Origin of the sequence: Burkholderia sp. BCC0506 (assembly GCF_902833145.1) — a bacterium.
Classification (GTDB): domain Bacteria; phylum Pseudomonadota; class Gammaproteobacteria; order Burkholderiales; family Burkholderiaceae; genus Burkholderia.
Map to the genome: position 1 here is coordinate 186,538 of NZ_CADFEN010000006.1, position 11,977 is coordinate 198,514.

The window sequence follows — 11,977 nt, forward strand, 5'->3', positions numbered from 1 at the left end:
ATGAACAACCTGTTCTACATCGGCGCAACCGGTCTCGCCGCACAACAGACCGCCGTCGATACGACCGCGCACAACATCGCCAACCTGAACACCCCGTCCTTCAAGCGCAGCGCCGTCACGTTTTCGACGCTGCTGACCTCGGGCTTCCTGCCCGCGCCTCGGCAGGAAGCCGTCGCGGCGGGTGGCATCGCGACCGGCGCAGGGGTGACCGCATCGGCCCGGCCTGTGTTCTCGCCCGGCACGCTGCGGCAGACCGACGATACGTGGGATCTCGCGATCCGCGGCGAAGGCTTCGTCGAACTCGATGCGGCCGACGGCAACGTGACGCTGTGGCGCGGCGGGCGTCTGCGCGTCGGCGACGACGGCTATCTGCGCGCGTCGAACGGAATCCCGCTGAAAGCGGCGATCTCGGTGCCGCGCGACGCCGAGCGGCTCGAGATCGCGCCGGACGGCCAGGTGCTTGCCGTCATCCCGAATCAGGTCGCGCCGCTGGAGATCGGCCGGATCGAGATCGCACAGGCGACCGACCCTCGCGCGCTGCAGGCGCTCGGCGACGGAACCTACCGGATCGCCGACGACGGCGTCGCCGTGATCCGCTCGCGCCCCGGCGAGGACAACGCAGGCACGCTCGCGCAGGGCTTCGGCGAAGCGTCGAACGTCGCGCTCGCGGACGAGCTCGCCGGTTTGATGCTCTACCAGCGCGCCTATGCCGCGAGTGCGAAACTCGTCCAGGCGGGCGACGAGTTGATGGCGATCGCGAATGGCCTGAAGCGATGAGTCGGCTCTCACGCAAGTACCATCCGCACGGCGCGACGAAATATTCACGCCGCCTCGGGCCGGCCGCGGCGATCACCTGCGGCGTGCTGATGACGGCGCTCTCCAGCCGCGCCGACACGCTCTACCGCCCCGACGCGTTCCAACCGCTGATCGCCGACCGTCGCGCGACCACGATCGGCGACATCGTCACGATTCTCGTCTACGAACAATCGAGCGCGAGCCAGACGGCCGACACGTCGACGCGCGCCGGTTTCTCGGTCAACGGCAGTGTCTCGACGTTGTACGCCGGAAACAATCGCGCGCAGGTCGGTGCGGGGGACGACTATGGCGGCCGCGGACAGGTCCAGCGCAGCGGCCGCCTGCTCGCACAACTGAGCGCGTCCGTCGTCGACGTGCTGCCGAACGGCGACCTCGTCGTTGCAGGCGAGCAGCGCATCGACGTCAACGGCGAGAAGACCGGCATCCGTCTGAACGGGCGGGTACGCGCGATCGACATCGGCTCCGGCAATACGGTTCTGTCGACGCGGCTTGCCGACGCCCGGATCGACTACACGGGCGACGGCTTCGTCACCGACCGCACGAAACCCGGACTCATTCCCCGCTTTTTCGCGTGGCTCGGCCTATGGTGAACTGCCTCGAGACATGGCTGCGCCGCCTGTCGCTACCGCTCGCGCTTGCGCTGGTCGTGGCGAGCGCGCCGTCGGCGGTCGCGGGTGCGAATGCCGAGGTGCGGCTCAAGGATCTCGGCCGCTTCCTCGGCTGGCGCGACAACCAACTGGTCGGATACGGCATCGTGACGGGCCTCGCCGGCTCCGGCGACTCGCCGCGCAACCAGGCAACCCGCCAGGCGCTTGCGAATCTGCTGTCGCAGTTCGACGTCGTCGTCGGACACGAGCAGATCCAGAGTCGCAACGTCGCGATGGTGATGGTGACGGCCGTGCTACCGCCGGTCGCCAATCCCGGCGACGCGCTCGACATCAACGTCACGTCGACTGGCGACGCGCGCAGCCTCGCGGGCGGCACACTGATCATGGCCCCGCTACGCGGGCCGGATCGCCGCATCTATGCGCTCGCGCAAGGCCCGGTGTCGGTCGGCGGCTACCGGTACGACGCAAACGGCAACCTGAAGCTGAAGAATCATCCGACGGTCGGCATCGTACCGCGTGGCGGCACCGTCGAGGTAGCCGTACGCGCCGAGCTGATCGCGCAGGACGGCAAGCTTCGCTTCGTGCTTCGCGAGTCCGATTCGATCACCGCCCAGCGCATCGCGCAGCGCATCAACGGCACCCTCGGGAGCCCGGCCGCGCGCGCAGTCGGCCCGGATACCGTCGAGATAGACGCGCCGGCCGACACGTTGGCGCTCATGCCGTTCATCGCTCGCGTCGAGGCGCTGACCGTCGAGCCGGATCAACGTTCGCGAGTCGTCGTCAACGAACGCACCGGCACGGTGGTCGCCGGCGGCGATACGCGAATCTCGCCTGTCACGATTTCGCACGGCGATATCCGGGTGTCGGTCACGACCGAGTACTCGGCGTCGCAGCCGAACTTCGTCACGCTCGGCGGACGCGACGTGCGCAGTCTCGTGATCGCCAACAGCGAGCTGTCGGTCGACGAAGCAGGCCAGGCCGTCGCCGTGTCGTTTCCACGCGGCACGGTCGGCGACCTCGTGCAAGCCCTCGCGAAGGCGCGCGTCGGCACCCGCGATGTCATCGCGATCCTGCAGGCCATCAAGGCCGCGGGCGCACTGTATGCGGAACTGGTCATTCAATGAAGGAGGAGCAAGCGATGTCGATGGATCTCGTCGCCGCGATCGCCGGCAAGGCGATGGACGGCCTGTATGCACGCTCTACCGCGCTCGCGCACAACGTCGCGAACGCCAATGCGACAAGCTTCTCGCCGCTGCGCGTGACGTTCGAGGACGCGTTGGCCTCCGCCGCGGCCGTGCGGCCCGGCGAGACGGCCGCGGCACGGCTCGAGCGCATCGAAGCCGTCCGGCCGCACACCGTCGCGACCGCGGACGCGCTCCGGCTCGATCGCGAAATCGCCGACGCGTCGCAAACGTCGGCGCGCTACTCGGTGCTCGCGGGCGTCCTCGCCCGCTCGTTGCAGCTTCGACTGCTCTCGGTGCGGGGAAGCTGAACATGTCCGACACGATTTTCGCCATCGCGCGCTCCGGGCTCGACGTCGAGCGCCAGCGTCTCGAGCTCATCGCGCGGAACTTCGCCAATATTGGCGTCTCTGCCGCGCCCGGCGCCGCACCGTATCGGCCGTTACGACTCGTATCCGGCCCGCGAATCGAACCGGCGTTCCCGGAAACACTGCGACACGCGCCTGGCGCTGCCTTGCCCGGTCGGCCTGCCGGCACCCGCACGATCGCCATCGACTCGCTCGACATACCGCCACGTCTCGTGCGCGATGCCGCCCATCCGCATGCAGACGCACAGGGGATGGTCCGCTACCCCGGCCTCGACCATGCTGCCGAAATGGCGCTGCTCGTGCAGACACTGCGCACCTATGAAGCCAACGTCGTGATGTTCAACGCTGCGCGTTCGATGTATCTGCGCGCGCTCGACATCGGAGGCCAGTCGTGACACCGATCGACGCCATCGCCTGGCCTATGGACGCCCGTTCGCCGGCAGTCTCCTCCCCGCTCGCAACGGACAGCTTCGTGACGCAGCTGATGTCCGGCATGCAGCACGTCGACCGAGCGCTGCGTGCTGCCGAGGCAGCCAGCACTGCGTTCGCACTCGGCGACGAACAGCCGCCGCACCAGGTCGTACTGGCGCTCGAGGACGCACGTTTCAAGCTCCAGTTCGCGCTGAACGTACGCACGCGGCTCGTCGAGGGTTATCAGGAACTGATGCGGATGCAACTGTAAGATGAAGCGATCGATTTCTCGCGTCGGCGCCTATTTCCGGGCCGGCTCCCGCACGCGTCAATATGCGCTCGCCGGTGCGCTCACCACCGTGGTCGGCTGTGCCGGGCTCGCCGGCTGGCTGACCTTGCGTCCGTCGTATCAGGTCCTGGTCCGCGACCTGAAGCCGCAGGATGCCGCCGCCGTCGCCGCCCAGCTCGACAAGGAAAAGGTTCCGTTTCGCTATGACGAGCGAACCGCCTCGATCCTCGTGCCGGCGGACGATGCGCGTGCCGCGCGCGTCAAGCTGACGAGCGCCGATCTGCGCCTGCAGGGCGTGGTCGGATTCGAACTGTTCAATCAGAGCGATTTCGGCCTGACGGAATTTGCCCAGAAGGTGAACTACCAGCGCGCATTGCAAGGCGAACTCGCGCGCACGATCGCGACGCTCGATGCCATCGAGCTTGCGCGCGTCCATCTGAGTCTGCCCGAGACATCGCTGTTTCGCCGCGACCGCAACCGGCCGAAAGCCTCCGTCGCACTCTTCGTACGTGACGGCCATGCGCTCGAGCCCGACGTCGTCAAGGGAATCCAGCGGCTCGTGGCCGCGTCCGTGCCCGAGATGTCGGCCGCCGACGTCTCGGTGCTCGATCAGCGCGGCGCGTCTGCCGATGCGCGCGGCATCGACTTCGACGATCCGAAGTTCGCGTTGAAGAGTGCCGTCGAACAACGTTACGAACGCAAGATCCTCGCGCAAATCGCCACCATCGCCGGTACGGGCCGCGCGACGGTCAGTGTCGATGCGTCGCTCGATTTCGACCAGATCCGTACGACCCGCGAGTCCGGCCTCACGCAGTCGACGGCCGCTGTCGGCAGCACGCCGGGAGAGTCGATACAGCGCGCCGCCGCCGGGTGGCCGAGCGCAGGCCTGCCTCCGCTGCCTGGCGCACAGACGGCACCGGCCGCACCGGAAGCCGCTCGCTCGGAGCGCAATGTCGAACAGATCGTCAGGAGCCCTGGGGCAATTCGCAAGCTGTCGGTCGGTATCGTGCTCGGCGGTGACATGGCGCCCGAGCGCACCGCGCGGCTGCGCGACATCGTGTCCGCGTCGATCGGCCTCGATCCCTCGCGTGGCGACACGCTCGCGGTCTATGTTTCCGACGCGGTAGCCGAGCCAACGCACGGACCGGCCGTGCCTCCCTCTGCACCGGCTTCGGGCACGGTCGCGCACGGCGAGAACGGCCCTGGCATGTCTCCCGCTTCCGCGCCGCAATCCGCGCAACGGCACCGGCTGCGCTTCGTCGGTCTCGACAACGCGCAGCCATACGTGCCGATCGCTGCGGGAGTGGCGCTCTGCATCGTCGTGGCGTGGGCCACGCGCCGCAGAATCGCCGGGCGACTTGCGCCCCCGCGGCGCCTGAGCGATATCCAGCGCGCCGAATACGCCGCACGCTTGCGGCGGCTGCTCGCCGAGCCCGGCAAGTCACCGGAGGATCGGCATGACGCACGCTAATCGGGAACGTCGTCTGCGCCGCGCGATAGCAGAACTCGCCCGTTGCAGGATCGAGGACGTCGAGTCGATCTGGGCCATGTTGTCCGACGTCGAGCGCGAGCGGCTGCGGCCGCTGCTCGCCGACGCGTCGCAAGCCGTTGCCGGGCCCGCCATGTCGCCCGCAGTCGCCCCCGACACCGATGCCGACCGATGGGCGAGTCGCCTCGCCCACGCATGCGCGGTGCTGCCCATCGAGCTGGCGGTACGTCTCGCGGCCGAACTCGATGACGCCGAGCGCAGGCGCATGCTTACCTATCTGCCTGACGAGCGCCGACGCGCACTCGCCAACCGCGTCGAAGTGCACCCGGCCGGATTCCGTATCTCGCCGCGAGCAGTCGGCGCGCTGCGCGTCGCCGTACTGGCGATCGATGCAACGACGGATGCCGAGCCGCCTTCGCCCGCCTCGACGCCGCGCACCTTGCGCACCCGACTTCGCAACCTGGTGGGGGGGCGGCGATGAACGTCATCCTGAAAGCGCATCGCGTACGACTCGAAGACGGCCGCAAGCGGCTAGCCGTGGCGGTAGCAAGCAAGTCTGGCCCGGACGCCCCTCCGTCGGCCGCTCCACCCGACGGGTGCGCAGCCGAAATCGTGGCGTTGAATGCACGACTCGCGGAATTCGAGGCGAGATGCGCCGCCCTCGACGACGAACGCGAGAAAGCTTACCGCCGAGGTGTCGACGAAGGCCGTCGCGAGGCCGACGCAAGCGCGAAGCGCGACGACGACGCGCGCATCGACGCGTTGTCGCGCGGCGTGCACGATGCGCGAGCGTCGTTGCAGACGCAGTTCGCGTCGCTCGAAAGCCTTGCGCTCGACGTCGCCCAAGTCGCGCTGGAGCGGATTCTCGGCGCGACCGAGCACTATCCCGCGCTCGTCGCGCAAACGATCCGGCATCACGTCGCACAAATGAAAACGGGCGTCGTACTGACCGTCGACGTGTCGCGCGCCGATTTTCCCGACGACGAATCGTTACGGCCGATTTCCGCTGCCGCGCCCGAATCGATCGTCAACGCGCATCCGCACCTGCCTGCCGGCGCGTGCCGATTCGGACTCGCACCCGGTCGCGCTGAACTCGACCTTCCCGGGCAACTCGACCGCCTGATGACCCTCCTCCACCGACTCCGCGACGATGCCGATCCAGCCACCTGTTGAGCACGCGTACATCACGGCCATCCGCATGACCGATCCGGTGCGGCGCACCGGCGTCGTGACGCGCGTGATGCCGACGTTCGTCGAAGCGGACGGTCCGGGCGCCCCGCTCGGATCGCTGTGCGCGATCGGCGGCGAACGACCCCAGCCGACGCTCGCGGAGATCGTCAACGTCGAACGCACGCGTGTCACGCTCGCCCCCTACACATCCCCCTCCGCCGTCCGGATCGGCGATGAAGTCGCGGCGCTGCAGGCCGAGGCGACGATCCCCGTCGGCGACGCGTACCTGGGCCGTGTCGTCGACCCGCTTGGCCGTCCGCTCGACGGTGCCGGGGCGCTCGACCATTGCGCGACGTCGTGGCCGCTTGCCGGCATCGCCACGCCGCCGCTCGCGCGGCAATCGCCCGAGCGCGTGCTCGAAACCGGCGTGCGTGCGCTCGACGTACTCCTGACGCTCGGCGTCGGCCAACGTGTCGGCCTGTTCGCGGGCAGCGGCGTCGGCAAGACGACGCTGCTCGGCGCGCTTGCCCGCGACGTCGCTGCCGACGTCCGCATCCTGTGTCTCGTCGGCGAACGCGGCCGCGAAGTCGAGGAGTGCTGGAACCGGACACTATCCGCCGAGCGCCGTGCGCGCACGACACTCGTCGTCGCAACCTCGGATCAGTCCGCCGCGCTGCGCGCCCGCAGCGTGCCGGCCGCGCTGTCGATCGCCGAATATTTCCGCTCGCGAGGTGCACACGTCCTGCTGATGATCGACTCCGTGACGCGTTACGCGCTTGCGCTGCGCGAAATCGGCCTGGCATCAGGCGAGCCGCCGACCGTGCGCGCCTATACGCCCGGCGTGTTCGCGGCGCTGCCGAAGATCGTCGAACGTTGCGGCGCGTTGAAGAACGGTGGCGCGATCACCGCGCTGATGACCGTGCTGACGGAAACCGACGAGATCGACGACCCCATGGCGGAAACGATGCGCTCGCTGCTGGACGGCCACATCGTCCTGAGCCGGGCCCTCGCCGAACAGGGGCATTTCCCGCCGATCGAGGTACCGAAAAGCGTGAGCCGGGTCAGCCGGTATGTCACGAGCGACGCGGAACGCGCGCTGGCCGCCGACGCGATTGCGCAACTCGCGCTGTACGACGCGTCCAAGACGCTCGTCGAATCGGGACTCTACACGGCCGGCAGCCATCCGGCGCTCGATCGCGCGTTGCGTCTGCGCCCCGCGCTTGTCTCGTTCCTGCGTCAGGACGCCGACAGCCCGACCGGGCGCGAACAGGCGATCGCCAGGCTCGTGTCGCTACTGGAGGACGCCGTATGACGCCCTCCGATCGCCTGTCCCTGGCGACACGGATCGCCGAACTCCGCGCGCTGCAATTGTCGCGTGAGCGCGTTGCGGCCCGAAAGCTGACCGCCGCCCGACACGCCGCGTGCCTGCTCGAACGCGACACGGCGAGCCGGCTGGAGGCTCTCGTACAAAGTGGCCGATCCGACGCCACGAGCGCCGCACTGTCGAGCGGCCTGCTGCTCAATCTCGCCGGTGCCGTCGACGCGATGCGCGCGACATGGCTGACGGCGGCGGAACACGCGTGCTCCGCCGCCGAACAGGTGGACACGCACCGTTCAGCGCTCGAGCGGCAGCAGCAGTGTGCCGACGCAGCCGATGCGCTGGTCTCGGCGGCACGCGCCGCCGCACGGCGCGCGCGCGCCAAGGCGAACGACGCGCAGCTCGAAGCGTGGCTGTCCACTCGGCGGAGAATCGCATGAACGCGTCACCGGCAACCACCCTCGGTTCATTCAACGGCCCCTCCGGCGACGCGACGATCCCGCCACGTCATCGAGACGGCGCACCCTCGGCATTCGCCCAGACCCTGCGTCGGCTCGAACGGGACATGTGGCAGGCTGCGGCGGCCGGACACACGCGATCGACGCCGGACCGAACGGCCTCACCGCTAGCCGCGCGGCCGATCCTTCCCGCCATCGCCCCCGATCCTGCGCGATGCCGCTCGCCCGTCAGTGCGACGGCCTCGCAGTCGAGCATCGACCATCGTGCGTCCGCGCGGCACGATGCAACCACGGCCGCCCCAGTAGCGCCCGGATCGGGCCAGCATCGGCAAGTGCGCCTCGGCGGTCGTGCGCCATCGTCGTCCAACACGTTGGCGCCACCGCTACCCATTTCGAGCGCGCATGGCGCTCGTTCCGTCGCATCCATTGCCACGTCGCTGTCAGCGCCAGCGACATCGCGCCCGCCGCATATTCACGCAGGCGATATCGCCCCTCGTCCCGCGTCCGGGCTGCACTACCGGCTCGGCGTGCTGACGGGTGAGGCCGGTCTCTCGATCGCCGTACGCGCCGCCGGTATCGAAGACTCGATCCTCGCCCAGCGCGCCTTTGCCGAACTGCGTCGCCTCGGCGTGTCGGCCCCACGCCTCTTCATCAACGGCAGGCTTTTCATCGAAACGCATCGACTCTCAGGAGAAACACATGGCGATTGACTCCATCGGCCCCGTAACGGGCAACGCCGGGCAAGCGAGTCCGGTCGGACTCGACCTGCAGTCGCTGCTTCGGATCATCGTGACGCAGCTGACCTATCAGGATCCGCTGAAGCCGGTCGACAACTACGAATTCGTGTCGCAGCTCGCACAATTCACGTCGCTCGAGCAAAGTCGCCAGATCGCCGCCAAGATCGACGATCTGCTGTCCGTGCAATCGGCTACCCAGACGCTCGGTCTACTCGGACGCAAGGTCGACATCCGCGGTGACTCGGGCACGATTACCGGCATCGTCAAGGGCCTGTCGTTCAAGGATGGCGAGCCGAAGCTCACGATCGAGAGCGAGAACGGAAAGTTCCTCGCCGATGCGACCGTGTCGCAGATCCTGACCGTTCGCTGAGGCGCCCATGCTCGACAGTATCTATATCGGCATGAGCGGTCTCACTGCCTACTCGAAGGGCTTGCAGACCATCGGCAACAATGTCGCGAACCTGAACACGCCTGGCTTCAAATCGTCGGCGCCACGCTTTCAGGATCTGTATGACGGCCGCCCCACCGCGCGAGACGCGCAGCGATCCGGCAGCGGCGTCGCCTATGCACATGCGGCGCTGAATTTCAGGCAGGGCGAACTGCGCGGCAGCACGGGACAGCTCGATCTCGCGATCGACGGCGAGGGCCTGCTCGCGCTGCGTGACGGTGAAACGATCCGCTATGCGCGCACCGGCCAGTTCCACGTTGCCGACGACGGCTTCGTGACCGAACGGACGAGCGGCCTGAGACTCGCCGCACTCGACCCGGCCGGCCCTCCCACGCCGATCTCGCTGGCGAACCGGCAGCTCGATCCGCCGCGCCCGACCCGCGTAGTCCGTTTCACCGACAACCTGTCGCCCGGCTCGACCGATTTTTCCGTGTCGAACATCGAAGTCTACGACGCGAACGGTGCAACGCACGTGCTTAAAGTGTCCTTTGCACTGGAGGCCGGCGTGATGCCCGGACGCTGGAAGGTCACCGTCTCCGATCCCGACGGCACGCCGCTCCAGATCGGCGCGCTGCAGTTTCACGGCGGCATCCCCGAGCCCGGCCAGGACAAGATCGACGTCACACTGCCATCGTCGCGACTCACCGTGACGCTGGATTTTTCGGACGGCGTGACCGCGTTCTCCGCCGGCGCCACGTCGACCCTGCGGATGTCGCAACAGGACGGTTATGCGGCCGGGACGCTCGCGTCGATGAGCATCGACCGTGACGGACAGCTCGCGTTGCGGTATTCGAACGGCCAGACCGGCAAAGCCGGCGCCATCGCACTCGCCCGCTTCGCCGATCCGCGCTTGCTGGTCCCGCTCGGCGAGGGCCAGTTCGACGCATCGCGGCTCGCCCCTCCACGTTACGCGAAGAGCGGCGATCCGCTCGTCGGTCAGTTGCGCTCCGGTGCAATCGAGGCGTCCAACGTCGATCTGTCCGGCGAATTCGGGCAGCTCATCCTGATTCAGCGCGGCTTCCAGGCCGCCTCGCAGGTCATCAGCACGTCGAACGAGATGATCATGCAGTTGTTCCAGATGCGGGGGCAGGGATGACCGACGCGGTGTTCCGCTGGCGACCGCTCGCCGAACGCGATCTGGAGGAGGCCGGAACGCTGTCGGAACGCGCGGTTGCCCCCTGGCTGCACGCCTGGTGCGATGACGCGCCGCGCGTCGGCGACGTCGTGCGGATTGCACCGCCCGAGCCCCCGCCGTGGTCGTCTGCCGCGCATGTCTGGTCGTGCGGGCCGCATCTGCAATGGGCAATCGAGCCACGAACGCTCGACCGGCTCGTTCGGCACGCGCTCGACCTGCCCGACGATTTTTCGGTCCCCTCTCCCGGTTACTGCGCCGACGTATTGCGCAGTTTCGGGAAATCGATGGCAGACGAAATGGCCGACGCGTTGCGCGCCATCTGCGGCGCCTCGCCCCCGGACGCGCAACGCCTGTCGCAACCCGACGCAGCGAAACCGAGCGTCTCGCGGTACGAAGGCGTGCATGTCCGCCTCTTGCTCGGGCCGAACGACGCGTGCCTGTCGATTGTCTTCACCGCGCCATTCTGGTGGACACAACACGTGCCCCGCCGCGTCGCCGCGACACCTCCCGCCACGCTGACATCGCGTTTGACTGCGCTCGAGTCGACCAGCACACGCATCCACGCCAGGCTTGGCACCGTGGCGCTACCCGTCGCCCAATTGCTCGATCTCATGCCTGGCGACGTCCTGGTGATCGCCGACCAGCTCGATCCGGTCATTTCCGTCGTCACTGGGCATGCTGGCCGGACCACGGTCGGCCTCGGCCGCCTCGGTCGTACCGACAGACGACTTTCCATTCAACTGCAATCACTCGTCGAGCCCAAGGATCACCGATGACCAGTCACGCCATTTCCGAACGCGCCGTCGTCATGCGTGTCGACCTTCCCGAGCGCGAAGCGGCCGAGACCACCGAAACACCGCTCGCCCCTGTCCGTCGCCTCGATCTCGTCGACGACGTCATCGTTTCGCTCGACGTGCATCTCGGTTCGGCCGACCTCTCCATCAAGGAGCTGATGGCGTTGCAGGCCGGCTCCCTCGTCACACTCGATCGACGTATCGACGACAGCGTCGACGTTCGACTCAACGAGCGGACGGTAGCTCGCGCCGAGATCGTCGCCGTTGGCGATCAGTTCGGCATCCGAATCGTCGAAATCGTCGAGGAACGCTGAATGTCGTCGTTCGATTCATCGCTGAAACTGCTTCCGGCATCGGTTGCATCCGCGCCCGACACCCGTACCCGTACCGGAACGATCGATCCGATCGCGGTCTCGTCGATGCTCCGCGACGGCATCGACCCGTATCGGATCGGCGGTGCGCTCCTTCTCTGCGTCGTGCTCGGCACCGTCGTCATGCTGGCATTGCGCCGGTACGGGTTCGCCCGGCTCGGTGGAAGCGCCAGCCCGTCAACCAGGAAACGATTGACGATCGTCGAAACCGCACGTCTGGCGCCGCGCGCGACCCTCCATCTGATCGAATACGACAATCGGCGCGTGCTCGTCGTACTCCATGCGAACGGCGTCTCGCTGCTCGACGCGCACACGCGTCCGTCCTCGGAGACCGCATCATGACCGTGCGCCTCCTGCCCGGCGGGTGTCGGCTCTCCATGCCGT

At 67.9% G+C, this 11,977-nt stretch carries 17 protein-coding genes; all 17 read left to right on the forward strand.

Annotated elements, in window-relative coordinates; translation table 11 throughout:
* The gene (locus HWX62_RS15915; protein WP_175927945.1) at positions 1-777 is read left to right on the forward strand and encodes a flagellar hook-basal body protein; all 777 of its coding nucleotides are present in this window, start codon (positions 1-3) and stop codon (positions 775-777) included.
* A complete protein-coding gene (locus tag HWX62_RS15920; protein WP_175927946.1) occupies positions 774-1,406 on the forward strand; it encodes a flagellar basal body L-ring protein FlgH in 633 nt (210 codons plus the stop codon). The genes HWX62_RS15915 and HWX62_RS15920 overlap by 4 nt, the downstream gene beginning before the upstream one ends.
* The gene (locus HWX62_RS15925) at positions 1,400-2,548 is read left to right on the forward strand and encodes a flagellar basal body P-ring protein FlgI (RefSeq protein WP_175927947.1); all 1,149 of its coding nucleotides are present in this window, start codon (positions 1,400-1,402) and stop codon (positions 2,546-2,548) included. The genes HWX62_RS15920 and HWX62_RS15925 overlap by 7 nt, the downstream gene beginning before the upstream one ends.
* Before the next feature lie 14 nt (positions 2,549-2,562).
* Positions 2,563-2,916 carry a hypothetical protein gene (locus HWX62_RS15930; RefSeq protein ID WP_175927948.1) on the forward strand — a complete coding sequence of 118 codons (354 nt, stop codon included), beginning with the start codon at positions 2,563-2,565 and terminating at the stop codon, positions 2,914-2,916.
* Positions 2,917-2,918: 2 nt separating this feature from the next.
* Positions 2,919-3,368 carry a flagellar basal body rod C-terminal domain-containing protein gene (locus tag HWX62_RS15935; protein ID WP_175927949.1) on the forward strand — a complete coding sequence of 150 codons (450 nt, stop codon included), beginning with the start codon at positions 2,919-2,921 and terminating at the stop codon, positions 3,366-3,368.
* Complete coding sequence (locus tag HWX62_RS15940) at positions 3,365-3,655, forward strand: flagellar hook-basal body complex protein FliE (RefSeq protein ID WP_175927950.1); 291 nt, start codon at positions 3,365-3,367, stop codon at positions 3,653-3,655. Before HWX62_RS15935 ends, HWX62_RS15940 begins: the two co-directional genes overlap by 4 nt.
* 1 nt (position 3,656) lies before the next feature.
* The gene (fliF, locus tag HWX62_RS15945; RefSeq protein ID WP_175927951.1) at positions 3,657-5,144 is read left to right on the forward strand and encodes a flagellar basal-body MS-ring/collar protein FliF; all 1,488 of its coding nucleotides are present in this window, start codon (positions 3,657-3,659) and stop codon (positions 5,142-5,144) included.
* Positions 5,131-5,643, forward strand: coding sequence for a hypothetical protein (locus tag HWX62_RS15950; RefSeq protein WP_175927952.1), 513 nt, complete (start codon positions 5,131-5,133; stop codon positions 5,641-5,643). The genes fliF and HWX62_RS15950 overlap by 14 nt, the downstream gene beginning before the upstream one ends.
* A gap of 137 nt (positions 5,644-5,780) precedes the next feature.
* A complete protein-coding gene (locus HWX62_RS15955; RefSeq protein WP_244136049.1) occupies positions 5,781-6,335 on the forward strand; it encodes a hypothetical protein in 555 nt (184 codons plus the stop codon).
* Entirely contained in the window at positions 6,313-7,644 is a 1,332-nt protein-coding gene (locus HWX62_RS15960; RefSeq protein ID WP_175927954.1) for a FliI/YscN family ATPase, read from the forward strand. Before HWX62_RS15955 ends, HWX62_RS15960 begins: the two co-directional genes overlap by 23 nt.
* Positions 7,641-8,090 (forward strand): hypothetical protein, encoded by a 450-nt coding sequence (locus HWX62_RS15965; protein WP_175927955.1) that lies wholly within the window; start codon positions 7,641-7,643, stop codon positions 8,088-8,090. Before HWX62_RS15960 ends, HWX62_RS15965 begins: the two co-directional genes overlap by 4 nt.
* On the forward strand, positions 8,087-8,818 hold the full coding sequence (locus HWX62_RS15970) for a hypothetical protein (protein WP_175927956.1): 732 nt from the start codon (positions 8,087-8,089) through the stop codon (positions 8,816-8,818). Before HWX62_RS15965 ends, HWX62_RS15970 begins: the two co-directional genes overlap by 4 nt.
* The gene (locus HWX62_RS15975) at positions 8,808-9,215 is read left to right on the forward strand and encodes a flagellar hook capping FlgD N-terminal domain-containing protein (protein ID WP_175927957.1); all 408 of its coding nucleotides are present in this window, start codon (positions 8,808-8,810) and stop codon (positions 9,213-9,215) included. Before HWX62_RS15970 ends, HWX62_RS15975 begins: the two co-directional genes overlap by 11 nt.
* Before the next feature lie 7 nt (positions 9,216-9,222).
* Positions 9,223-10,389, forward strand: coding sequence for a flagellar hook-basal body complex protein (locus HWX62_RS15980; RefSeq protein WP_175927958.1), 1,167 nt, complete (start codon positions 9,223-9,225; stop codon positions 10,387-10,389).
* On the forward strand, positions 10,386-11,204 hold the full coding sequence (locus HWX62_RS15985) for a FliM/FliN family flagellar motor C-terminal domain-containing protein (RefSeq protein ID WP_175927959.1): 819 nt from the start codon (positions 10,386-10,388) through the stop codon (positions 11,202-11,204). The genes HWX62_RS15980 and HWX62_RS15985 overlap by 4 nt, the downstream gene beginning before the upstream one ends.
* On the forward strand, positions 11,201-11,536 hold the full coding sequence (locus tag HWX62_RS15990) for a FliM/FliN family flagellar motor switch protein (RefSeq protein WP_175927960.1): 336 nt from the start codon (positions 11,201-11,203) through the stop codon (positions 11,534-11,536). Before HWX62_RS15985 ends, HWX62_RS15990 begins: the two co-directional genes overlap by 4 nt.
* The gene (locus tag HWX62_RS15995) at positions 11,537-11,935 is read left to right on the forward strand and encodes a flagellar biosynthetic protein FliO (RefSeq protein WP_175927961.1); all 399 of its coding nucleotides are present in this window, start codon (positions 11,537-11,539) and stop codon (positions 11,933-11,935) included. It abuts the gene before it with no gap.
* Positions 11,936-11,977: the final 42 nt, after the last annotated feature.